Source organism: Paraburkholderia sp. PAMB 6770, from assembly GCF_057748135.1.
The window spans coordinates 102,297-124,864 of the sequence record NZ_CM173239.1; the positions used below are offsets into that span (position 1 = coordinate 102,297).

A 22,568-nucleotide genomic window follows, 5' to 3' on the forward strand; every position below is an offset into this window, starting at 1 on the left:
CGTCCGGCACCGCGCGTCCGGCACCGCGCGTCCGGCACCGCGCATCCAGCACGGCGCTTCCGGCACCGCGCATCCAGCACGGCGCTTCCGGCACGGCGCGCCGCCCGTTGCGCGTCTTCTGGCGCACCGCGCGGCACGCGCCTAACCCGGCACGACGCCCTCGCTGCCGTCGCCGATCCGGTTGATCGTGCCCTGCGCAGCCGCGACGAGCCGCTCGCGTTCGCCCTCCACCACGTAGATATCGCACCGGCAGGTCGCCTGATGGCGCGCCGCGTGAACCACGTGCGCCCGCGCAACCAGCGTGCCGTTCACTGCGGGCCGCAGATAGTTGATCTTGAATTCGCCGGTCACCACGCGCGGCCCGAGCGCCAGCGCGCCCGCGAAGGTGAGCGCATTGTCGGCGAGATAGCTGAGGACGCCGCCATGCACGAAACCGTGCTGCTGCCGCAGTTCATCGCGAATGGGCAGGCACAGCGCGAGGGCGCTGCCGTTCACCTGCATCAGTTCGGCGCCGAGCAGCACGCTGAACGGCTGCGCATGGAGTGCGGCGCGCGCACGGTCCAACAGATCGGTCATGGTCGCTTCCCCGGGGCTGTAGCCCTCGATCGCGTGTCTTTCCACTCTAGGAAGCAGTCACGCGCAGCGTCAAGGTGAAATGCGGCGGGTTGCTTCGCACGCGGAGCGTTTTGTGCTCGAGAAAACGTCTGTGGCGCCGCAAGCACGGCCATTTTTCCCGTCTTCCACGGCCATTCAGATGTTCGCGATGTTTTGCGCGATCAAGGCGGCATCCGGCCCGCTGCGTGTTCTGGCCCGATGCGGCGCTGCAGACGCCAGCACCGGCGCCGCGCTGCGCGGCGAGCCACAGGCGGCGCTTTCGTTGCGCGTGCAACCAGGCAGCCGGCGCATCGTGTCGTGCGCCGGCTGCGGCGATACCGGCGATACCGGCGATATTCGCCGATACGCTACGCCGGCAATGCCGCGTAAGCGGTGGCGAGGTGATAGGGCGTCGTTGAGGGCATGTCGGCGCGCGTCACGTCGCCTGCCGCGCTCTTGCATTCATACCAGCCGCGCGCGTGCAGAAAGCGCTCGCGAAAGCGCGCGATCTGCGTCGGCAGCGTGGCCTGCGCGGCGGAATCGGCGGAATCGGCGCGGGTGGCGAGCGCACGCAAATACTCGGTTTGCGCCCAGATCCGCTGGATCGGGTCCTGCACGCGGCCGGTTTCGTCGAGCGCGGCGCACACGCCGCCCGTGACGGGATCCACGCCGAGGCGTTGCGCGAAGTCGAAGGCGCGCGTGAGCGCCGCATCGAGCGCCGTATGATCGAGCAGTGTGCCCGCTTGCCGCACGAGCCAGAACCATTCGAACTGATGGCCCGGTTCGAGCCGGTTGCCGGCCGCGCCGAGCGGCAGTTCCGCGATGCAGCCGGTGGGCGCGTGCACGAAGGTGCGCTCGATCGCGGTCGCGAGCCGGCGCAGGGGCGTGTCGAAGGCCGTATCGCCGGTTGCCGCGCGGGCGGCGAGCCAGGCTTCGGTCAGGTGCATCAGCGGGTTTTGGACCGGTGCGGCGGTGACGGTTGCGAATCCTGCATCGAGCGCGGCGTTGAAGAGGCCGTCGGCGGCGGCGAAGCGCGCGTCGATCAGACCGGACGTGTGGTGCACGAGGTCGAGCGCATCGCGGTTGCCCGAACGCGCGAAGTACTCGGCGCACGCGAACACGACGAACGCGTGCGTGTACAGGTCCTTGGTGGTGTCGAGCGGCGCGCCGCTCGCGTCGACGCTGAAGAACCAGCCGCCGTGCCGCGCGTCGTGAAAGGTGTGGCGCAGCGATTCGAACAGCCGGTCGGCGTGCGCGGCGTCGCCGGCCTGCGCGAACACGAAGAGCTGCCGGGCGCAGGCCATCGCCCGATGACGGCCGGCGGGCTGCGGACGAAGGTCGTCGGCGCCGAGCGCTTCGTGCGGCAGGCGCAGCGCGGTATCGAAGCCCGGACCGCGCCACAGCGGCAGAACGACATGGGTGAAGTGCTCGCGCAGCGTGGCGGCGAGCGCGTTCGTCGAAGCGGGTGTTTTCATGTCGTGACGGCGCAATAACGGAATGTAAGGGCGGGCGGCCCGCGGCCGGACGCGGCGTGGCTGCGGTGAGCCGGGAAGGATAAAGCATACTGCCCGGCCTGGCACGTGCCTACGGCCGCACACGCGCCGAAAGTGCGCGATTGACGCTGGCGCGCGGGGCCGGCCGTGAGACAATGCGCGCTTGAAAAAACGCTCGCATGGCGGTGCGCCATCCGGTGCCCGCCCGCCGGCGACGACCGCTTTGTTTCCCATGGCAGATTCCGCAGCATCCTCGCAGTCCCGTTCCTCCCGCGCCGGCACCAGCAAGCGGCGCAGCCCGGCCGTCTCCACCGACACCGAAAACAAGCTCGCACGCGCCGCCCGCTCGGCGCAACGTCTCGCGCAACTGAGCGACGCGTCGCGCGACGACAGCACGCTGGACCTGTTTCCCGACGATCCGACGCGCGCCACGCTCGAAGCGATGAACATCGACATCCGGCAGGGGACGCTGCACGGCTTCGAGTTGCCCGACGTGGTACGGGCTGCGCTGGGCGCATCGGCCGACGCACCGGCGGCGCCGCTCGCGCCGGCCGCGGAATCGAGGAGCGCGCGGCGTGCCGCGCGCGGCGACAGGACGGAGCCGGTGCGCGAATCGGTGATGCTGGACGGCTTCGAACGCATCGAGCCGTCGGTCGGGCCGACGCCGCCTGTGCCGCGCGACGCTGCCGATGCGGATGGTGCGAGCGCTGTCGCAGCGGACGTTGGGGCGGCCGGCGCGACCGCGACCGCGATCTCGACCGCAATCGCAGCAGCGGGGGCGGATTCCGCGCGCGCGACGCCGCCCGGCGCGCCGTCGATGAGTACTGCGGAGGCGGTCGCCGCGGTGGCGCGCGGCATGCACGCATTGCGCGAGGCTGCGACGCCTGCCGGCGAGCGGGCGTCCGGCCAGCCGGGCGCGCAGCCGCAACGGGTGGCGGCTACGGTGACGCGCGCAGCGACCGCGTCGCGCGAGCCGGCCGCGCCGGGCGGAAGCGCCGCGGGGCCCGCGCGCGAGGGGCTCGCCGCAACGGAACCGGCATCCGAAACGACGACTACGACGGCCGACGTGCCGCCTGCCCGGCGCAAGACGGCGGCGGATCGGCCGGGCGCGTCTTTTGTCGCGCCCGCGCCGGCAAAGGATGCCGCGCCGGGCGCGCCCGAACTGGACCGCGCGCGCGCGACTGCCTTTGCGGATACCGTGGATGCGCTCTACGGCGTGATCTCCGACCAGCGACGCGCGGCGACCGACCACTCGCGGCGGATGAAGGCGATGCTGTCGATCGTGGTCGGCGCGCTGCTTGTCACGGTGGCGATCGGGATTGTGCAGACGGCCTTGCTGATGCGCCTGACGCGCGAGACGGCTGCGCAGCAACAGCACATCGCGCAAATGATGCAGGACCAGCGCACGGCGATGGCCGGCCTGCTCGACGAGCGGCTCGCGGCGGCGGTGGCTGCCGCGGCGTCCGCCGCCGCGGCGCAGCGGCCGGCGGCGCCCGCGCGGGAGCGGGGGGAGAGCCGGCATAAGGTGCAGCGCGGGCATGCGCGGGCGCATGGGGTGGCGGCTTCGGCGAGCGCTCACGAGGCGAGAAAGGTTGCCCGGGCGGGGTGATGTGTGAGCGTCGGGGTCGTCGGCTAAATGCGATCCGACGCCTCGCGTATTCGTTGGGCCGTTGCCGGCAGGTCCGCACGTTACGGGGCTTGCGCGAAATCTTCAGGGGTGGTTTCCGGTCTTTTCCAGCGGGCGCGCATACGCTTGAATGACGCCATTACGACGAGCGGATCGAGATCCCATTGGTTGATAATGAATCTGTCGGGGTCGACAATTTCGATAGAGCCAGCTTGGCGGATGATTTGTGTAAATGAAATGAATGAAACAAATTGGCGGGCGCATGGACCTGGCACCGGTCAGCCCTCCCTTGCCGACATGCGGAGGACACTCGCCTGATCGAAGCCGCTGCAAAGCGCAGCACGGAGCACGCAGTACCGCCACCCCCTCGCCCCAACCTTCATCCCCGCACCCTCAAGTTCCCGCCCACGCCGCCGTTACACATATGGAAACGTGTTCCATGTGAGGAACATTTCGCGCCCGGCGTGTCTCCGCCGAAGACCTGCGGCCCGCGCACAGACCGATCGCATCGAACGGATATCAGCATGAGTGACACACCGGTTGGCCGCACCATTGGCGCGCAAGACATCCTGATCTCGCGCACGGACCTGAAAGGGAACGTGGCCTATGTCAGCGATTCGTTCGCGCGCGCGCTCGGCTACGAAGTCGCGGAACTGGTCGGCCAGCCCTACGCGAAGCTCGTCCCTCCGGAAAGCCCGCGTGCGGCGTTCATGGACGTCCGTCAAACGATCGATGCCGGCCGGCGCTGGGAAGGCGTGGCCGTCAATCTTTGCCGCAACGGCGAGCGCCTGTGGACGATCACGAGCGTCGCACCGCGCTGGCTCGACGGCCGGCTGATCGGCTTCACGTCGATCCGGACCTGCGCGCCCGCCGCGATGATCGACGACACGCGCCGCATGTTCGACACGCTGAATGCGCCCGGCGGCGAGCGCTACGGCATCGAGCAGGGTCGTCTCGTCCGGCGCGGATGGCTCGCGCGTGCCGCGCGCGCGACGCATCGCGCGCTCACGTGCGTCCGGCGCAACGCGGCGTTACTGTCCGTCGCCGCCTGTTTTGCCGCGGCACTGGTTGTGCTCACAACCGGTCATACTGCGTGGCCGGGCGGCGAGGCGCCGCGCGGTCTCGCGTGGAGCATCTTTGTCTGTGCGCTCGTCGTGATGGTCCTGCATGCGCGCGCGGTCGAGCGCAGGTTCGTCGCGCCTGTCACGCAGGTCACGGACTATCTGTACCGGATTGCCTCCGGCGACCTGCTCGCGCAGTTCGATCAGCGCGTCGCTCCCGCTTTTGCCCCCTTCGTGCGCGCGCTCAACATGACCCGCGCGAGCCTCGCGCAGATCGTCTCCGGGATCGACTGCGGCGCGCGCGAGCTGGCCTCCGCGACCGCGCAGGTCGCGTCGGGCAACGACGATCTGTCGCAACGCACCGAAAAGACCGCGTTCGCGCTGCAATGCACGGCCTCCGAGTTGCGCACGCTCACCGAGGCCGTCGCCACCAACACGGCGCTCGGCAACGACGCACGGCACATCTCCCGCGAGACCGCCGCGATGGCCCGTGACGGCGGCGAGCAGATGGCCGACGCCGTCGCCGCGATCCGGTCCGCCGCGCAAAGCTCGGGCAAGATCGCCGAGATTTCGCATCTGATCGACAGCATCGCCGCGCAGACCAATATCCTCGCGATCAACGCGGCGATCGAGGCCGCGCGCGCCGGCGAACTGGGCCGCGGGTTTGCCGTCGTTGCGGGCGAAGTGCGGGTGCTGTCGCAGCGCACCGCGTCGGCGGCGCGCGAGATCGCGACACTGATCGCGCATGCGGCCGAGCAGGTCGAGACCGGCCGCGCGCGCGTCGAACACGCAGGCGACGCGACGCGCTCGATCGTGCAGTCGGTCGAGCGCGTGAACGCGTTGATTCTGCACATCACCGACGCATCCGAGGCGCAGAACAGCAGCCTGCAGCGCGTGAGCGACGCGCTCGGCACGATGGATGCCGACGTGCAGCAGAATGCCGCGCTGGTGGAGCAGGCCGCTGCCGCCGGGCAATCGCTGAGCGAGCAGTCGTTGATGCTTCAGTCGACGGTCGAGATTTTCGATCTGGTCAAACGCTGACGCGCGCGCCGCCTCACGCGTCGACCTTGAACACCGCGACGAGCTGCGTCAGTTCCGCCGCCTGTTGCCGGAGGCTTTCCGCGGCTGCGGCGCTTTCCTCGACGAGCGCCGCGTTCTGCTGCGTCATCTGGTCGAGTTGCTGCACGGCGTCGCCGATCTGGTTGATGCCCGAGCTCTGCTCCATGCTCGCCACGGCGATCTCGTTCATCATCGCGCTCACGCCGCGCACCCGTGCGACGACGTCGGTCATCACCTTGCCCGCTTCGCCGACGAGGCGCGCGCCGCTGTCGACCGTGCCGACGCTGTGCTCGATCAGCCCCTTGATCTCCTTGGCCGCCTGCGCGCTGCGCTGCGCGAGGTTGCGCACCTCCGAGGCCACCACCGCGAAGCCGCGGCCCTGCTCGCCGGCGCGCGCCGCTTCGACGGCGGCGTTCAGCGCGAGGATGTTGGTCTGAAACGAGATGCTGTCGATCAGCACGATGATGTCCGAGATCTTCCGCGACGCCTCGCTGATCCGGTCCATCGTGCTGACCGCTTCGTCGACGACCTGGCCGCCCTGGACGGCGGTGTCGGAGGCGTCGGCGATCATCTGCGCCGCGCCGCGCGCGGTTTCGGTGTTGTTCTTCACGGCCGCGGTGATCTGCTCCATCGACGCGGCGGTCCGTTCGAGGTTGCCCGATTGTCCTTCGGTGCGCGCGCTCAGATCCGCGTTGCCGGCTGCAATCTGCGCGGAGCCGGTCGCGATCGACGCCGACGCCGATCGCACGCGCTGCACGAGCATCGCGAGCGACGACACGAAGCGGTTGAACGCCTCCGCCAGTTGCCCGATTTCGTCCTCGCTTTCCACTTTCATGCGCCGCGTGAGGTCGCCCTCGCCGTTGGCGATCTCGGACAGCAGCGTGGCGGCGCGCCGCACCGGCGCCGCGATCGTGCGGCCCACCAGCACGATGACGAACAGCGCGACGCCGAGACCGACGATCGCCGCGATGACCTCCGCATTGCGGATCGCGTGCGTGACCGGTCCGAGCAACTCCGCCTGCGGCACCTCGACGACGACGTAGGCGTCGAGCTCCGGAATGTACGAGGTGGCGACGAAGCGCGCGCCGCCCGGCGCGTCATAGCTCAGGTACGCATACGACTGGCCCGCGAGCAGCGTGGCCGAGGCGTCGTCGGGCAGGCCCGGCTCGTCTTTCAGGAAGTGCCTGCCGTCGATCAGCGAGGTGTCGCGATGCATCATGATCGCGCCGTCCGGGCGCACGAGGTACGCGTAGCCGGTGTCGCCGATCTTGTACGCGGAAATCTCCTTCGCGAGCTTGTCGACCGACAGGCTCATCCCGGTCACGCCGGTCGGACTGTCGCCGCTCTGCACGCGGGCGTTGATGAACATCATGTAGCCGCCCAGGCTCACGTCGTGATCCATGTTGACCTGGAACGGCTTGCCGGACGCGAGGAACGCGTGCAGCCACTGATCCTTGTCCGAGACCTTGCGCATCAGACCCGCCTCGGTGAAGTAGTTGCCGGTGGCGACCGATACCCATTGCACCGACGACGCTTTCTGTTGCGCTTTCACGTTCGCCGCAAGCTGCATCCACGCGTGGGTGCCCGCGTCCGGGTTGCCGGCGGCGTCCCATTGCTGCAGGAAGGTGTCGCCGGCCATCGTGAGCGCGGCCGCGATCGGCCCGGCGAGCTGCCGCTGCACGTCCGCGCGGATGCCGTTGACGGCGGTCGGCAACTCTTCGTGCACGACGCGCTCGCGCACCGCGTTGCCGATCAGCCAGAAGCTCAATCCGCTGGAGATTGCGACAAAGAGCAGCAGACAGCTGGTCATGCTGAGGACCAGCTTGTTTTGAATGGAGCACTTGCGCCAAATGTGCATGACGAATCCTTGAGAGTTCCGGGCGTGTTCAACCGGAGTTATCGGCACGCGAGCGGCCAACGCTGAGGCATCGGACCCCCTGGGCGTCCCAAATAGTTGGTATTCGTTTTGCATCAACCTCATCGGAAGGCGACGTGATAGCGCGGGGCCTGACGGAGGAGCCGTGTGTGCTTCCGCAAAAAAATGTTGCGATGCACTAGCAATAGATCAGGGAAAACCCTATAATGCGTGCTAAGGGAAAACCCTAGATCGCACATCAACCGGGAGTCGCCATGAACGTCATCTTTGCTCTGTTTCAAAAGGTCAGCGACCTCTTTGCCTCGCCGCACCTTCCGCTGGACGCCGATTACTCGTACGCCGCGCGTCACCGCGAAGCCGAGCGTCAGCGTCGCGCACAAGCCACGCTGTTCGGCGTCAAGCTGAGCGACTAAGCGTCGCGTTTCGCCTGCTGTCGTGCGTCCGCTGCCCGGGCGCACGGGCCCGCCAGAAGCCACGGTCGACCGTGGCTTTTTGCTTTTGAGCACCGGCGTGCGGATTGCCTCTTTTTTGTCGCGAATCCGTCACCGATTATTTCTACTCTGAAATGAATGTAACATTGACTGACAGTGACCTGACGGTCCGAGGCGGGCTCAAGGCGCTGTGAGGTTGATACATTCCCCGATGTCGCGTGGGCGCGCGTGGCGGCTCATCTGAAATTTACGCTTACAAGCGGTCACGCCCGTCTGCGCTGTGCTTCGCTAAAGTGGGTTCTGCAGATGTCGGGCCAGATGATCTCTGTTGACCGCTTCTGGTCCTTGCACCCACACCTTCGATGGAGGGCTCACAATGAAAAACCTGCATAAAACTTCTCGCGCGGTGCTGGCCGCGCTCGTCGCCGGGGGCGCGTTGCTCACCGCCGGCAGCGCTTTCGCACAGGCTGACCGCATCGTCGTCTCCGCGCCTGGCATGGTCGCACCGTACGCCGCACCGGGGCTGATGCCGGTCGGCATCTCGGTCAGCATCGGCTGGCATGGCGATCGTTACTGGGACGGCCACCGCTACTGGGCGCACGACGACTGGATGCGCCGTCATCCGCATTCGTACGATCCGCATCGCCACGGCCATCGTCCGCCGCCGCCCCCGCCGCATCACTATTAAGGCGGGCGGGTCGCGCGCCGCTGCTGGCGGCGCGCGCATTGCGAGGCCGGTCTCCCGGGTGGAGACCGGCCTCGCTGCATCTGGCGGCGCCGGCTTCGCGGGCCCGGCTGCTGCGCTATCCTGAAGGTCTTTCGGCGCGGCGAACGAACCGGTGCGCCGCGCGTTCCCAGCGCGGCATTTCTCAGGCGAACCCCCACACGATCATGGACGATACCTACTTCTACGATCCCGCGCAGGGCCACGGCCTGCGGCACGATCCGTTCAAGGCGATCGTCGCGCCGCGTCTGATCGGCTGGATTTCGAGCCGCAGCGCCGACGGCCAACTGAACCTCGCGCCTTACAGCTTTTTTGGCGCGTTCGCATCGTCGCCGGCGATCATCGGTTTCAGCAGCGAGGGCTACAAGGACAGCATCCGCAACATCGAAGCAACCGGCGAATTCGTCTGGAACCTCGCGTCGAAGCCGCTCGCCGCGCAGATGAACCGCACGTCGGCGCCGGTGGCGCCCGACGTCGACGAGTTTGCGCTCGCCGGCCTGACGCCGGCGCCGGGCCGCAACGTCGCGGTGCCGCACGTCGGCGAAGCGCCCGCGGCGCTCGAATGCCGGCTGTTGCAGATCGTGCGCCTGCACGCGCTCGACGGCACGCCGATGGACAACTACCTCGCGCTCGGCCAGGTGGTCGGCGTGCACATCCGCCACGCGTATCTGAAGGACGGTCTGTTCGACACGCACGCGGCGCAGCCGGTGATGCGGGCCGGCTATCGCGCGGACTACGCGGCGATCGGCGAGATGTTCCAGATGATCCGGCCGGGCGCGTGACGCATCGGCGCACGTCGCGCGCTGGAACGCTTGATGCTTGAAACGGCGCTCACCGTGCCGCTTTCTTCGTCCGTTTCATCTCTCTGGAGCGCGATCATGTCCACCGAATTCGCCACGCTGTTCACGCACGTCCGGCCGCAAGACACGTCATTCGAGGATCAGGGGCTGCGCGACTTCTTTCTCTACCGCGATCTCGGCATCGCGCAGGCGACGCACGGCAAGGTGCTCGCGCAGCTCGTGAAGGCGAATCATGCACCAGAGAAAGGCACCGGCTGGCACCGCCATGAGGCCGATTTCCACATCGTGATCATGCTCAAAGGCTGGGCCCGCTTCATGTACGGCGACGAGGAGACGCTCGTCGCGACGGGCGATTGCGTCCATCAGGCGCCCGGCATCGTGCACTATCTGTTCGATTATTCGGAAGATATGGAGTACCTGGAAATCGTGTCGCCAGCCGACTTCCGGACGATCGGCGCCGAGGGGCCGTGCGCGGTGCCGGACGTCACGCCGTGGAAAAGCGTGCCTGCCTGACGGCGGTGAGCCACGCCGCTTGCGCGTCGCTCACGTGCGGCTCATGGCGCGGCCGAGCGTTGCGCAAGCGGCGACGGGTCGGCGGGCGATGCGCTGTCCTGCTGCGCGGCCGGCGGCGCCGACACGGTTGATGTCGCCGAGGCGCCCGCCGCGGCCGCGGCTGCGGCTGCGGTCGAGGGCGCGTGAAGCACCGCGCGCCGGATCGATTGCGCGAACGCGCCGGTCGTGGCTGCGCGCGGCTCGTTGTCGTAGATCACCTGGCGCACGCGCGGATAGATGTGCCGCTCCCAGCGCCGTCCGTTGAACACGCCGTAGTGGCCGACCCCGGTCTGCACATGATGCGTCTTCAGGTAGGGACGCAGCCGCTCGCACAGGTCCTGCGCGGCGAGCGTCTGCCCGACCGCGCAGATGTCGTCCTTCTCGCCTTCGACGGTCAGCAGCGCGGTGCGGCGAATGCGCGACGGCTCGATCGGCCGTCCGCCGACTTCGAGCGCATGCAGCGGCAGCGCATGGCGCTGGAACACGGCATCGACGGTTTCCAGATAGAAGTCCGCCGTGAGGTCCATCGTCGCGAAGTACTCTTCGTAGAAGCCGCGGATCGCATCGGCTTTCGCCGGATCGCCTTTCGCGCGTTCGTAGTGCATCGTTTCGAACGAGTCGAGATGGCGCTGCAGATTCATCGACATGAATGCGCAGAGCTGCACGAAGCCCGGATAGACGCGCCGCTGCGCACCGGCGAAACCCGGCGGCACCGCGCTGATCAGATGGCGCTCGAACCAATCGAGCGGTTTGCTCTTCGCCAGCGCGTTCACCCGGGTCGGATTGATGCGCGTGTCGATCGGGCCCGCCATCAGCGTCATGCTGGCAGGCTGCGCGGGGTGGTCGTCGGCGGCCATCAGCGCGACTGCAGCGAGCGCCGCCACGGTCGGCTGACAGACCGCCAGCAGATGCGCCCCCTCGCCGAGCGCGGCGGTGAAGTCGATCACGTGCTGCACGAATTCGCCGAAGCCGAAGCGGCCTTGCGCGAGCGGCACGTCGCGCGGGTTGTGCCAGTCGGTGATGTAGATGTCGTGCTCGGCGAGCATGGTCATGACGGTGCCGCGCAGCAGCGTCGCGAAGTGCCCCGACATCGGGGCGATCACGAGTACGCGCGGCTGCGCGGGCACGGTCGCCTTGTCCTTGCGGAAATGCAGCAGCGAGCAGAACGGCGTGCGCAGCGTGACTTCCTCGTGGACGGCGACGCGCTCGCCGTCGACCACGACCGTTTCGATGCCGAAGGGCGGCCGTCGGTGCGTGAGTCCGGCGAGCCCGAGCCATTCGCTCGCGGCGCGCAGCGTGCGCCCGTGCGGCGATCCGGCCAGCGCGGGCCACGCGTCGAGCGAGCGGTCGACGAGCGCCGCGCCGTGGCGCAGCGGCAACATCAGATCGGCCCATGCCTGGTAGGCGGGATAGGCGAGCAGGTTCATGGCCGTCGCATCGGTGCCCGAAGGGAAGGAATCCGAACAGAGGCAAGCTGCGTGCCAGTCGGCTTCTCCGTGCGCGCCGAACGGCCGCCGGTGGGCGCGCGCTGGCATGGCATTTGCGCGGTTTCCCGCGCGGTGCCGGTTTTGCCGCGATCTGGTGCGCGTACGCACCAACGCGCACCGCAGGCGCCGATCCGTCCAGGAGGACTTTCGTATGGCCAATACCACGCTCACGATCAGCAGCAAGAACTATTCGTCCTGGTCGCTGCGCGGCTGGCTGCTGACCCGTTTCAGCGGTCTGCCGTTCGAGGAGATCGTCGTCCCGGTCGACGACCCGGGCGCGCGCGCCGAACTGCTGCTGCTGTCGCCGTCGATCCTCGTGCCTTGTCTGTTTCATGAGGGGACAAAGGTCTGGGACACGTTGGCGATCGCCGAGTATCTGAACGAAGTGCAGCCGGCCGCGCAACTGCTGCCGCAGGCGCGCAGCGCGCGCGCGCATTGCCGGGCGATTGCCGGCGAGATGCATTCGGGATTCAGCGCGCTTCGATCAGCACTGCCAATGAACCTGCGCGCGCATTTCCCGGGCTTCAAGGTATGGGCGCGCGCGCAGGCCGACATTGACCGGATCGTCGAGATCTGGCGCGAGTGCCTGCGGCAGTACGGCGGTCCCTATCTGTTCGGCGAGCGCAGCGTGGCCGATGCGATGTACGCACCTGTCGTCACGCGCTTCGTGACCTACGACGTGAAGCTCGATCCAGACATCGTGGCATACGGGCAGCGGATTCTTGCGCTGCCGGACATGCAGCAGTGGATGGCCGATGCGCAGCAGGAAGTCGATGAAATCGACGAACTCGATGTCGAATTCTAGGCGTTGTGGCGGGCTGCTTCGCGTGGATCCGCCGCGCCGCGCGTCGCGCCGGCGGGACGCCAGCGGCGCAGCAGCAGCGCATTGGTCACGACGCTGACGCTGGAAAACGCCATCGCGGCGCCGGCGAGCATCGGGTTCAGCCAGCCGAGCGCCGCAAGCGGAATGCCGATCAGGTTGTAGACGAATGCCCAGAAGAGGTTTTGCCGGATCTTGCGCCAGGTGCGCCGCGAGATGTCGAGCGCCTCGGCGACGAGCGCCGGATCGCCGCGCATCAGCGTGATGCCCGCCGCGTGCATCGCGATGTCGGTGCCGCTTGCCATCGCGATGCCGAGATCGGCGGCGGCGAGCGCAGGCGCGTCGTTGATGCCGTCGCCGACCATCGCGACCTTGCCGCCGCTGCGTTCCTTCAGTGCGCGGATCACGTCCGCCTTGTCCTGCGGCAGCACGCGCGCGTGATATTCGGCGATGCCGAGCGCCGCCGCGACGCTTGCCGCACTACCTTCGTTGTCGCCGGTCACGAGCACGCTCGTCACGCCCTCGCGTGCGAGCCGCGCGATCGCGTCGCGGGCGCCCGGCTTGACGGCATCGCCGAACGCGATCAGCGCGAGCGCCGTGGGCGGCGCGCTGTCGAGCCGCATCAGCCATGAAAGGGTGTGGCCGTCGCGTTCGAGTTGCTGCGCGCGCGCGGCCACGTCCGGCGGCAGTGCGACGCCGAGCTCTTCCCGCCAGCGGCCGCTGCCGATTGCGATGCGCTGTCCGTCGATCTGCGCCTCGACGCCGCGCCCCGGCACCGCATGCGCGGCGCTCGCCGGGGCAGGGCGCGCGTCGGCGGACGACGGCGCCTGCGCGCGCCAGGCCTCGACGAGCGCGCGGGCGAGCGGGTGGTCGCTGTGCGACTGCACGGCTGCCGCGAGCGCGAGCGCGGCGCCCCGTCCGATGCCGAGCGGTTCGAACGCACTGACGGTGGGCTGGCCGATGGTCAGCGTGCCGGTCTTGTCGAATGCGATCGTGTCGACCCGATGGGCGATTTCGAGCGCTTCGGCGTCCTTGATCAGGATGCCGTGGCGTGCCGCGACGCCGGTGCCCGCCATGATGGCCGCGGGCGTCGCGAGTCCGAGCGCGCACGGGCACGCGATCACGAGCACGGCCACCGCGTCGACGATCGCGGTTTCGCTGCCGGCCCCGGCCACGAGCCAGCCGATCAGCGTGAGCGTGGCGAGCACCAGGATGGTCGGCACGAACACTTCGCTCACGCGATCGACGAGGCGCTGGATCGGCGCCTTGGCCGCCTGCGCGCTTTCGACGAGCCGGATGATCCGCGCGAGCGCCGTTTCGGCGCCGACGGCGGTCGCGGTCACCGCGAGCGCGCCTTCGCCGTTGATCGAGCCTGCGCTGACGGGGTCGTCCGGCTGCTTCGGCACCGGCATGCTTTCGCCGGTGAGCAGCGACTCGTCGATGTGCGTGCGGCCTTCGAGCACCGTGCCGTCGACCGGCACGCGCTCGCCCGGCCGGATCGTCACGACCATGCCGACGCGCACCTGCGCGAGCGGCACGTCGCGTTCGGCGTCGCCGACGCGGATGCGCGCGCGCTCGGGGCGCAGCGCGTTGAGCGCGCGGATCGCGCCGGTGGTCTGGCGCCTGGCGCGCGCCTCGAGCCATTTGCCGAAGCGCACCAGCGTGATCACGACGGCCGATGCCTCGAAATAGAGGTGCGCCGCCTCGCCCGGATGCGCAAACAGTTCATAGACGCTCAGCCCGTATGCGGCGGATGTGCCGAGCGCGACCAGCAGGTCCATGTTGCCCGCGCCGGCGCGTACCGCGCGCCACGCGGCCCGGTAGAACCGCGCGCCGAAGCCGAACTGGACCAGCGTGGCGAGCCCGCATTGCACGAACGGGGGCACGATCGCACCGGGCGCCGACATCGGCTGGCGGGCGAGCGCTCCGAGCAGGTCGTGACCGAGCATCGGCAACACGAGCGGCAGCGTCAGCAGCGCGCTCGCGACGACCGCGATCAGTTCGCGGCGGGCCGCGTCTGTGCCTGGCCGTGTGCCTGCACGCGCGCCTCGTCGCGCGGATGCCGGTGCCAGGGCCGATTCGGCGGATTCTCCGGGGACAAGCGGGGTGGCCCCGTAGCCGGCGCGACTGACCGCGGCGACGAGCGCGTCGCTGTCCGGCGCGGTGTCGCCCGGCTCGACGCGGGCGACCCCGGTGGCCAGGTTGACCGACGCGGACACGACGCCCGGCACGTTGGCCAGCGCCTTTTCGACCCGCAGCGCGCACGCCGCGCAGGTCATGCCGGAGAGGGCGAGTTCGACGTAAGGCGCGGCGGCCGGCGCGCGCACGACCGGGACCGCGTCATAGCCGGCCTTGCGGACCGCATCGACCAGCGCGTCGGCTGTCACGCCGGCTTCGGCGTCGACGCTGGCGCGTTCGGTGGCGAGGTTCACGGCAGCGCCGGTCACGCCTGGCACTTTGGCCAGCGCTTTTTCGACGCGCAGCGCACACGCCGCGCAGGTCATCCCGTGGATGTCGAATTCGGCGCGCGCGGGCGCCCGGTGTTGCGGAGCGGACAGATCGGTCATGGCGGACGGGCTCGTCGCGGCGGGACGCCGCATCATGAACCCAGTATCGAGCTTCCCATCATGGGAAGGTCAAGCCGCGGGCCGTCCCGCGCGTCAGAGTTCGGGCGGCGCAGCCAGCATGGCGAGCGCGACCGCTTCGGCGATGTCGCCGCCGCGCGCGAGCAGCGCATCGGCGGCGCCGCGGCGGTCGCGCGTCTCCTTGTTCTGGCTCAGTTTCCACTTGCCGACGAGGCGCGTCACTTCGATCTCGATGCCGACGATGGCCGCGAGCATCTGCGTCAGGTAGTCCGCCGGGGCGTCGCCCATTTTCCACGGCTGGGGCTCGGTTGCCTCCATCCGCCGCGTGAGGCGCGCGACGAGGCCGCGCACGAACGCTTCGTCGTCGCGCACGGCGATCCGCCCGTGCGCGTGCACCACCATGTAATTGTAAGTGGGCACCTGGCGATGGGCTTCGTGCTTGCTCGGGTACCAGTTCGGCGAGATGTAGGCCGCCGGCCCCTGAAAGATCACCAGCGTTTCGGGATGCGCAGCCGCTTCCTGCCAGACAGGATTGGCGCGCGCGACGTGCGCGCGCAGCGTGCCGTGCGCACCGGCGTGCGCATCGAACTCGAACGGCAGATGATTGGCGTCGAGCCCCTGCGGACCGTGGGTGACCAGCGTGCCGAACGGCTGATCGGCGATCAGACGGTGGAGCACGTCGGCGCGGTTTTCCGCGAAATGGGCGGGCATGTACATGAAAGAACGCTCCATTTGAAAGGAATGGTCAAGTTCGGCCCAAAACGGTGTTTGCGCCTTTGCGCTTGTCTGCGCTCAAGGATACGATACAAGCCGTTGTTGTCGGGACGCGCAGTCGATGCTTGCAGGCCCTGCGGCCGCCGGGGCGGCCGGCGCCGCGGCGTGGCCGTCCCAGGACCGCACGTTCTGCGATTGGAAAGAATGATAAAAACCCGTCAAGCACCGTATTTCATGGGCCGGGCCGGCATGGCGCTCGCCGCTTTCGCTTTCCTTGCCGGCTGTGCGTCGCCGCCGCAACTCGTCGCGCCGAAGCCGACCGGCTGGATCAAGGACGAAGTGTCCGATTCCTACGTGTTCGGCTATCCGCTGGTGCTGATGAGCATCGCGCGCGACGACGCGGTCGGCGACGGTCCCGGCGAGGCGCCGCTCAACACGCTGCGCAACGCGCAGGCGCTGCCGCCGGTCGGCGCGGCGAATCCGCCGACGCCCGACGTCGATACGCTCGATTCGAGCGCGTGGCTCGACCTTGCCGCCGAGCCGCTCGTGCTGGCGCTGCCGGATTCGCGCGGCCGCTACGTCGATGCGCGGGCGCTCGACATGTGGACCAATGTGGTCTGGTCGAGCATCGAGCCCGGAACCGGCCGCGTGAGCGGCATCAAGGCGCAGGCGATCGCATTCGTGGGACCGGGCTGGCAGGGGGACCTGCCGGCGGATGTCAGGCGCGTCGACGTGCCGACCCGCAATGCCTGGATCACGGTGCGCATCGCGACGCGCGGCGGGCGCGACCTGCGCGCGGTGCATGCATTGCAGCACCGCATCCATCTGGTGCCGCTCAGCGTCTACGACGGCGGCCGCGATGCGGACAACGCCGCCGGCGCGGATGACCGGGCGCCGCGGCAGGACGACACGCCGCCGTTGCCGCTGACGGCGGCCGATACGCCGGCTGCCGAGGTGTCGGCGCTCGGCGCGCAGGGATTCTTCGACCATCTCGCGCAGGCGCTGCAGGACAATCCGCCGGCGCCGTCCGATCCGCACGCGCTGAAGATTCTCGCGGATCTCGGCGTCAAGCCGGGGGCGCCCGCGCAGTTGCCCACGGATGCCGCGCAGGCGATTGCCGCCGGGCTTGCCGATGGCCGCAGCCGCGTGGCGACGCCGCCGTCGAATCTGCTGAGCGCGAACGGCTGGAGCTGGTTCGGCGACGACGTCGGCCATTACGGTGTCGATTACGGACTGCGCGCCTATGCGGCGTATGTGGCGCCCGGCATCGGCACGAAAACGGACGAGGTTCGCGCGACGGTCAGCGAGGACAGCGACGGTCATCCGCTCGACGGCGCGAATCGCTATGTGATTCATTTTGCATCGAACCAGTTGCCGCCGGTGCGCGCTTTCTGGTCGCTGAGCGCATACACGCGCGACGGCGCGCTCGCCGAGGACGCGCACGGGCGCTTCGCAGTCGGCGACCGCGACGGCCTGCGCCGCAACCGCAACGGCTCCGTCGACATCGTCGTGTCGGCGCGGCGCGTGCGCGCGGCGAACTGGCTGCCGGCGCCGCATGGCGGCTTCCAGCTGGTGCTGCGCCTGTATGCGCCGAAGCCCGCAGCAAGCGACGGCAGCTGGGCGCCGCCGGCGGTCGTGCACCGGTGAGGGGGCGGCCCACGCGCCGCCTTCCTATGCGGGTCACGCGTTGCGACTTATACTGGCGCGAGGCATCACACTGAAATGGCGGCGCGCGCGGCGCCGTCTTCCCGACCGACCCGGCATGGCCAGCATCGACAAGGCAACGCTCGTTTCTTCCCTGCAGGCACTGCGCAAGATTGCGCAGGGGCGCCGCACACGGCGCATCGGCATCGGCCTGCTGATCTTTGTCGTCGTGTTCGGCCTGCTCGGCTTTTTTGCCGCGCCGCCTCTGGTGCGGCACATTGCGCAGACGCAATTGAGCGCACAGCTCGACCGTCCCGCGAGCATCGGCCGGATCGCATTCAATCCTTATACGCTGCGGCTCGAAGCGGATCGCATCCATATCGGCGAGCGCGGCGGGCAGGGCGATTTCGTCGACATCGCGCGGCTCGTCGTGAAGGCGTCGTGGGCGTCGCTGCTGCATGCGGCGCCGATTGTCGACGAACTGCGCATCGATTCGCCGCGCATCCACCTGATTCGTTACGACGCGCAGCGCTTCAACTTCTCGGACCTGATCGCGAAGTTCGCGAAACAGCCCGCCAGGCCGGCCGGCAAGCCGACGCTGTTTTCCGTGTCGAACATTCATGTCGAGAACGGCGAGATCACGTTCGACGACCGCCTGCTCGGCGTCAGGCACGTGATCGATCAATGGCAGCTCGGTGTGCCGTTCATCGCGACGCTGCCGTCGAAGACCGACATCTTCGTTCAGCCGCTGCTGCGCGGTCGCATCGACGGCAGCGCTTTCTCGCTCGACGGCAAGACCAAGCCGTTTGCGGCGTCGCGCGAGTCCGACCTGTCGCTGCGTTTCGACGGTCTCGACGTGCCGCGTCTGCTGTCGTATGCGCCGCAAAAGCTGCCGGTGACGGTACAGTCCGGCAAGCTGTCGACCGCGCTGCAAATCAGCTTCGTGATGGCGGGGGATACGCCGTCGCTGCGCGTGTCGGGCACGCTCGATCTGAAGGACGTGAACGTGCTGGACGGCAACCATCAGCCGTTCTTCGCCGCGCGCGGGCTGCACGTGGCTGCGGCGACGCTCGAACCGCTGAAGCGCATCTATCACTTCGACCAGATTACGCTCGATACGCCGCGTGTCGATCTCACGCGCGAGAAGGACGGCACGTTGAGCATCCTGCGCACGTTCGCCGGTGCGCCGGCCGACACGGCTGCGCCGGCGCCGGCGAGCGCGGCTGCTTCGGCGGGCACGGCTGCGTCGGCGAGCGCGGCTGCGCCGGCGAGCGCGGCTGCGTCGGCGAACGCGGCTGCTTCGGCGAGCGCGCCGGCTTCCGTGCCGGCCGCGTCCGCGGCTGCGGTCGCCGGACCGGCCGTCTCGGCATCGGCGGCCTCCGCGGCCTCGGCAGCCTCGGCGCCCGCCTCGACGGCGTCCGCACCGGCCTCGGCGTCGCCGCTCGATCTCGCCATCGGGCACTTCACGCTTGAGGACGGCACGCTCGACGTTCAGGACAACTCGGTTGCCCATCCGGTCGCGCTCGGCCTCGCGCATCTCGCGATATCGCTCACCGGCTTCTCGACGCGGGCAGCGGCGCCCGCGCACTACACGCTGAGCACCGGCTTGAGCGGCAATCCGGGCACGCTCGACGCGACCGGCACATTCGGGCTGGCCGCCAGGCGCGCGGATGCGCGGCTCGCGTTGAAGTCGCTGTCGCTGCCGTTCCTGCAGCCCTATCTGGACGGCGTCACGGCCGCTCAGGTGACCGACGGCGCGTTGTCCGTCGACGCGAACGTCAACGCGGACTGGGCGAAATCGCCTGCGCAGATCACGCTCGGCGAGAGCCGGCTCGACCTGCAGTCGCTGAAGATCGCGCTGCGCGGCAGCCACGACACCGCGCTCGCGCTCGCGCACGGCGACGTGAAGGTCAAGCAGGTCGATGTTGCCGCCCACGTTGCGCAGATTGCCGGCATCGACGCGACCGGCCTCGTGATCGACGCGCAGCGCCTGAAGGACGGCCGGATCGATCTCGCCGGACTCGCCGCGCCGCCCGCACAGCACGGCGAGTCCGCCCCGCCGCACCCGCGGCCGCGCGCCGCCACGCATCCGGCGAGCGACGCGCACGCACCGGCATCCGCGCCGGGATGGCATTACACGATCGACGAAGTGAGCGTGCAGGATTCGGCCGCGCATTTCACCGACGACGTGCCGGCGCGTCCGGTCAAGCTGAGCATCGATCCGCTGCAGCTGAAGGTCGAGCACGTCAGCGACAATTTCGCTCAGGCGCTGCCGGTCGAGCTGCGCGCAACGGTCAACCGCAAGGGCACGCTCGCGCTGCGCGGCGACGTCACGGCGCAGCCGCTGAAGCTCGCGCTGAAGGTCGATGCACAGCGGCTCGACGCCGCGGCTTTCGAACCGTACTTCGGCGGACGGCTCAACGTGACGATCGCGAGCGCGCTGCTGAACATGGACGGCGAACTCGCGGTCGCCGAGGCACAAAAGGAGGCGCACGCCGCCAGGGATTCCGGTGCGCTGAGCGCGTCGTATCGCGGCAATGCGGCGCTCGTCGACGTGCGCATGCTCGACAAGCTCACGTCCGATCCGCTGGCCGGCTGGGGATCGCTCGCGTTGACGAACCTGAAGGCGCGCTATGACGCGCAAGGCACCGATGTCGATGCGGCGCGTGTGAGCTTTTCGAACTTCTATGGCCGCGTGATCCTGAATCCGCAGGGCAAACTGAACCTGTCGGATATCGTCGTGCACGAAGGCAGCACGCCGGAGTCGCTCACGCGAAGCGCGGGCACGAACGAGCCGGTGCCGCTCTCGCCCGGGGCGGCGTCGGCCCCGCACGCCGGGTCCGCGGTGCCGGCGGCGGCGGCGTCCGCGTCGGCGCCGGCACCGGCAGCGGTGCCCGCGAGCGGGGCGGTAGCCGCCGAAGCCGCCGCCGCGCCGGCAAGCCCGGTGAAGCTGCATTTCGGCGAGCTGGTGCTGCAGCAGGGGCATGTGAATTACACCGACAATTTCATCAAGCCGAACTACTCGGCCAACCTCGTGGCGATTCACGGATCGGTGGGTGCGTTCGGCACGCAGTCCACGACGCCCGCACCGGTCGACATCGAAGCCAGTCTCGCGGCGAACGGGCCGATCTCGATCCAGGGCACCGTGAACCCGCTGATCCCGAAGCCGGCGCTCGACATCACGGCCACCGCGCACGACATCGAGCTGACCAATCTGTCGCCGTATTCGACCAAATACGCGGGCTATCCGATCACGAAAGGCAAGCTGAACGTCGATCTGCACTACAAGCTCGACAACGACCTGCTGAGCGCGAACAACCACGTGTTCATCGATCAGCTGACGTTCGGCGACCACGTCGACAATACGACCGCCACCCGGCTGCCGGTGCGTCTCGCGATCGCGCTGCTGAAGAATTCGCGCGGCGAGATCGACGTGAACATCCCGGTGTCCGGCTCGCTGTCGAACCCCGAGTTCAGTCTCGGCGGCCTGATCTGGCATGCGGTGCTGAATCTGCTCGAAAAGGCGGTGACGGCGCCGTTCTCGCTGCTGGCCGACGCGTTCGGCGGCAATGCCGAGCAAATGGACTACGTGACGTTTGCGCCCGGTTCCGCCGCGCTTTCCGACGCGGCGCAAAAGAAGCTCGACACGATCGCCAAGGCGCTCGCCGACAAGCCGTCGGTCCGTATCGACCTGACCGGACGCGCCGATCCGGCCGTCGATACGCCCGCGCTGCGCACGGCCTACGTCGAGCGGCTGGTCAGGCAGCAGAAGATCCGATCCGTGGTCGGCAATGGCGAAAGCGTCGACCTGTCGAAGATCACCGTCGAGCCGCAGGAGTACGACAAGTATCTGACCCGCGCCTACAAGGACGCGAGCTTCAAGAAGCCGCACAATTTTCTCGGCTTCACGAAAACGCTGCCTGCGGACGACATGAAGCGCGCGCTGGCCGACCACGCGCCGATCGACGAAGGCAGCCTGCGCACGCTCGCGCAACAGCGCGCGCAGAGCGTGCAGCAGTATCTCGCCGGCAAGATCGACAGTAGCCGGATCTTCATCGTGGCGCCGAAGCTCGATGCGAAGGGCATCAAGGACAAAGGCGCGACGACCCGGGTCGATTTCGGGCTGCACTGACGGGGCGTCCCGGCGCCTCCCCGCGCCTCCCGGGGCCGCTCCGGCCGGCCGCCGGGCCGTGCCGGGCCACGTGTGGCGGCACCTGATTGATCAGGTATGCCAGGCATTGTCGCTGGAGATACGTGAGCAACCGGGGGGCTGCGGCATGTCCGCGCCGGGCGCTGACAGTCACATTCTCGAATCATTTCGGATTTGTCGGATGTACAAGTTCGCCGTTATGCGTCTGAATGCCACTTCGTGCATGACAGACGCCGGGCGGTGCGGCGCTTGTTCATCATTCGGCCAATAACGAAATGGAGCAATACATGAAAAAAGTCCTGATCATCGACGACCACCCGATGATGCGTGGCGCCATCGCCGACGTCCTGTGCGCGGATAAGGCGTTCGACGTTCTGGCCGGCTGCGGAGATGGCGAGGAAGGACTGGAGCGCGTGTTGTCGGAGCATCCGGATCTGCTGATTCTCGATCTCGATCTGCCGCGGCTCGACGGGCTGTCGATGATCCGGCGCATCCGCGCCGGCAACGACAAGATCCGCATTCTGGTGCTCTCGGCAAAGCCCGAGCAGGTGATGGCCAGTCATACGCGGCTCGCGGGCGCCAACGGGTACGTGAGCAAGGGCAAGGAAATCGGCGAACTGGTGACCGCCGTGAAGACCGTCATGTTCGGCTACGACTGCTTCCCCGCCGAAACCGCGACCGCGCGCGAGGGCGGCCTGAACCTGCTGTCGCCGCGCGAGGTCGAGGTGCTGCGCTATCTCGCGCGCGGCGTCAGCAACAAGGACATTGCGACACGGCTGTTTCTGAGCGACAAGACCGTCAGCACATACAAGAGCCGCATTCAGGAAAAGCTCGGCCTCGGCTCGCTGGCGGCGATGATCGAGTTCGCGTCGTTGCAAAAGCTGATCGATTGATCCAGTCCGGGAGCGAACATGACAGGTCAGGCGGGGGGATCCTTACGCACCGCGTATC

The 22,568-nt window shown here is 68.6% G+C and carries 17 protein-coding genes; 10 read left to right on the forward strand and 7 right to left on the reverse strand.

All coding sequences use genetic code 11. From position 1 onward, the window contains the following. Nucleotides 1–141: 141 nt before the first annotated feature. Nucleotides 142–576: a PaaI family thioesterase gene (locus AC3AP7_RS18045; RefSeq protein ID WP_487363954.1), complete on the reverse strand. Its 435-nt coding sequence runs from the start codon at nucleotides 574–576 to the stop codon at nucleotides 142–144. Between the two features lie 386 nt (nucleotides 577–962). Then, the gene (locus AC3AP7_RS18050; RefSeq protein WP_487363955.1) at nucleotides 963–2,069 is read right to left on the reverse strand and encodes an AGE family epimerase/isomerase; all 1,107 of its coding nucleotides are present in this window, start codon (nucleotides 2,067–2,069) and stop codon (nucleotides 963–965) included. Nucleotides 2,070–2,319: 250 nt separating this feature from the next. Here AC3AP7_RS18050 and AC3AP7_RS18055 point away from each other — a divergent pair, with 250 nt between their 5' ends. After that, a complete protein-coding gene (locus AC3AP7_RS18055; protein WP_487363956.1) occupies nucleotides 2,320–3,696 on the forward strand; it encodes a hypothetical protein in 1,377 nt (458 codons plus the stop codon). 80 nt (nucleotides 3,697–3,776) lie between these two features. Here the strand turns inward: AC3AP7_RS18055 and AC3AP7_RS18060 are convergent, their stop codons facing one another. Continuing rightward, nucleotides 3,777–3,854, reverse strand: a complete 78-nt coding sequence (locus AC3AP7_RS18060; protein ID WP_488324871.1) for a hypothetical protein — start codon at nucleotides 3,852–3,854, stop codon at nucleotides 3,777–3,779. Nucleotides 3,855–4,238: 384 nt separating this feature from the next. Here AC3AP7_RS18060 and AC3AP7_RS18065 point away from each other — a divergent pair, with 384 nt between their 5' ends. Further along, complete coding sequence (locus tag AC3AP7_RS18065) at nucleotides 4,239–5,816, forward strand: methyl-accepting chemotaxis protein (protein WP_487363958.1); 1,578 nt, start codon at nucleotides 4,239–4,241, stop codon at nucleotides 5,814–5,816. Nucleotides 5,817–5,829: 13 nt separating this feature from the next. Here the strand turns inward: AC3AP7_RS18065 and AC3AP7_RS18070 are convergent, their stop codons facing one another. Continuing rightward, entirely contained in the window at nucleotides 5,830–7,692 is a 1,863-nt protein-coding gene (locus AC3AP7_RS18070) for a methyl-accepting chemotaxis protein (RefSeq protein ID WP_487363959.1), read from the reverse strand. Between the two features lie 272 nt (nucleotides 7,693–7,964). On the opposite strand from AC3AP7_RS18070, the gene AC3AP7_RS18075 reads away from it, so the two are divergent. The 4 genes from AC3AP7_RS18075 to AC3AP7_RS18090 all read left to right on the forward strand — a co-directional run bounded on the left by AC3AP7_RS18075 (nucleotide 7,965) and on the right by AC3AP7_RS18090 (nucleotide 10,178). Next, nucleotides 7,965–8,123: a hypothetical protein gene (locus tag AC3AP7_RS18075; RefSeq protein WP_487363960.1), complete on the forward strand. Its 159-nt coding sequence runs from the start codon at nucleotides 7,965–7,967 to the stop codon at nucleotides 8,121–8,123. 394 nt (nucleotides 8,124–8,517) lie between these two features. Then, a complete protein-coding gene (locus AC3AP7_RS18080) occupies nucleotides 8,518–8,829 on the forward strand; it encodes a hypothetical protein (RefSeq protein WP_487363961.1) in 312 nt (103 codons plus the stop codon). Between the two features lie 203 nt (nucleotides 8,830–9,032). Then, nucleotides 9,033–9,647, forward strand: coding sequence for a flavin reductase family protein (locus AC3AP7_RS18085; protein WP_487363962.1), 615 nt, complete (start codon nucleotides 9,033–9,035; stop codon nucleotides 9,645–9,647). A 96-nt stretch (nucleotides 9,648–9,743) separates the two neighbouring features. Next, nucleotides 9,744–10,178 (forward strand): cupin domain-containing protein, encoded by a 435-nt coding sequence (locus AC3AP7_RS18090; RefSeq protein ID WP_487363963.1) that lies wholly within the window; start codon nucleotides 9,744–9,746, stop codon nucleotides 10,176–10,178. Between the two features lie 41 nt (nucleotides 10,179–10,219). On the opposite strand, the gene AC3AP7_RS18095 is transcribed toward AC3AP7_RS18090, so the two are convergent. Next, nucleotides 10,220–11,644 carry a polyhydroxyalkanoate depolymerase gene (locus tag AC3AP7_RS18095; RefSeq protein WP_487363964.1) on the reverse strand — a complete coding sequence of 475 codons (1,425 nt, stop codon included), beginning with the start codon at nucleotides 11,642–11,644 and terminating at the stop codon, nucleotides 10,220–10,222. A 211-nt stretch (nucleotides 11,645–11,855) separates the two neighbouring features. Between AC3AP7_RS18095 and AC3AP7_RS18100 the strand changes: the two genes are divergently transcribed. Then, nucleotides 11,856–12,509: a glutathione S-transferase family protein gene (locus tag AC3AP7_RS18100; RefSeq protein ID WP_487363965.1), complete on the forward strand. Its 654-nt coding sequence runs from the start codon at nucleotides 11,856–11,858 to the stop codon at nucleotides 12,507–12,509. Here AC3AP7_RS18100 and AC3AP7_RS18105 read toward each other — a convergent pair. Both AC3AP7_RS18105 and AC3AP7_RS18110 read right to left on the reverse strand, forming a co-directional pair. Further along, entirely contained in the window at nucleotides 12,506–15,091 is a 2,586-nt protein-coding gene (locus AC3AP7_RS18105) for a heavy metal translocating P-type ATPase (RefSeq protein ID WP_487363966.1), read from the reverse strand. The genes AC3AP7_RS18100 and AC3AP7_RS18105 overlap by 4 nt on opposite strands. A 93-nt stretch (nucleotides 15,092–15,184) precedes the next feature. Then, nucleotides 15,185–15,826, reverse strand: a complete 642-nt coding sequence (locus tag AC3AP7_RS18110; protein ID WP_487363967.1) for an FMN-binding negative transcriptional regulator — start codon at nucleotides 15,824–15,826, stop codon at nucleotides 15,185–15,187. 201 nt (nucleotides 15,827–16,027) lie between these two features. Between AC3AP7_RS18110 and AC3AP7_RS18115 the strand changes: the two genes are divergently transcribed. From AC3AP7_RS18115 to AC3AP7_RS18125, 3 genes are all read left to right on the forward strand, one after another. Beyond that, complete coding sequence (locus AC3AP7_RS18115) at nucleotides 16,028–17,470, forward strand: DUF1254 domain-containing protein (RefSeq protein WP_487363968.1); 1,443 nt, start codon at nucleotides 16,028–16,030, stop codon at nucleotides 17,468–17,470. A 115-nt stretch (nucleotides 17,471–17,585) separates the two neighbouring features. Then, complete coding sequence (locus AC3AP7_RS18120; protein WP_487363969.1) at nucleotides 17,586–21,599, forward strand: DUF748 domain-containing protein; 4,014 nt, start codon at nucleotides 17,586–17,588, stop codon at nucleotides 21,597–21,599. Nucleotides 21,600–21,904: 305 nt separating this feature from the next. Further along, the gene (locus AC3AP7_RS18125) at nucleotides 21,905–22,510 is read left to right on the forward strand and encodes a response regulator (RefSeq protein WP_487363970.1); all 606 of its coding nucleotides are present in this window, start codon (nucleotides 21,905–21,907) and stop codon (nucleotides 22,508–22,510) included. The last annotated feature ends 58 nt before the right edge of the window (nucleotides 22,511–22,568 follow it).

Bases quoted from the DNA above. Each gene is read 5' to 3' on its own strand.
- AC3AP7_RS18045 (WP_487363954.1), bottom strand. From the start codon at position 576: ATGACCGATCTGTTGGACCGTGCGCGCGCCGCACTCCATGCGCAGCCG.
- AC3AP7_RS18050 (WP_487363955.1), bottom strand. From the start codon at position 2,069: ATGAAAACACCCGCTTCGACGAACGCGCTCGCCGCCACGCTGCGCGAG.
- AC3AP7_RS18055 (WP_487363956.1), top strand. From the start codon at position 2,320: ATGGCAGATTCCGCAGCATCCTCGCAGTCCCGTTCCTCCCGCGCCGGC.
- AC3AP7_RS18060 (WP_488324871.1), bottom strand. From the start codon at position 3,854: ATGGCGTCATTCAAGCGTATGCGCGCCCGCTGGAAAAGACCGGAAACC.
- AC3AP7_RS18065 (WP_487363958.1), top strand. From the start codon at position 4,239: ATGAGTGACACACCGGTTGGCCGCACCATTGGCGCGCAAGACATCCTG.
- AC3AP7_RS18070 (WP_487363959.1), bottom strand. From the start codon at position 7,692: ATGCACATTTGGCGCAAGTGCTCCATTCAAAACAAGCTGGTCCTCAGC.
- AC3AP7_RS18075 (WP_487363960.1), top strand. From the start codon at position 7,965: ATGAACGTCATCTTTGCTCTGTTTCAAAAGGTCAGCGACCTCTTTGCC.
- AC3AP7_RS18080 (WP_487363961.1), top strand. From the start codon at position 8,518: ATGAAAAACCTGCATAAAACTTCTCGCGCGGTGCTGGCCGCGCTCGTC.
- AC3AP7_RS18085 (WP_487363962.1), top strand. From the start codon at position 9,033: ATGGACGATACCTACTTCTACGATCCCGCGCAGGGCCACGGCCTGCGG.
- AC3AP7_RS18090 (WP_487363963.1), top strand. From the start codon at position 9,744: ATGTCCACCGAATTCGCCACGCTGTTCACGCACGTCCGGCCGCAAGAC.
- AC3AP7_RS18095 (WP_487363964.1), bottom strand. From the start codon at position 11,644: ATGAACCTGCTCGCCTATCCCGCCTACCAGGCATGGGCCGATCTGATG.
- AC3AP7_RS18100 (WP_487363965.1), top strand. From the start codon at position 11,856: ATGGCCAATACCACGCTCACGATCAGCAGCAAGAACTATTCGTCCTGG.
- AC3AP7_RS18105 (WP_487363966.1), bottom strand. From the start codon at position 15,091: ATGACCGATCTGTCCGCTCCGCAACACCGGGCGCCCGCGCGCGCCGAA.
- AC3AP7_RS18110 (WP_487363967.1), bottom strand. From the start codon at position 15,826: ATGTACATGCCCGCCCATTTCGCGGAAAACCGCGCCGACGTGCTCCAC.
- AC3AP7_RS18115 (WP_487363968.1), top strand. From the start codon at position 16,028: ATGATAAAAACCCGTCAAGCACCGTATTTCATGGGCCGGGCCGGCATG.
- AC3AP7_RS18120 (WP_487363969.1), top strand. From the start codon at position 17,586: ATGGCCAGCATCGACAAGGCAACGCTCGTTTCTTCCCTGCAGGCACTG.
- AC3AP7_RS18125 (WP_487363970.1), top strand. From the start codon at position 21,905: ATGAAAAAAGTCCTGATCATCGACGACCACCCGATGATGCGTGGCGCC.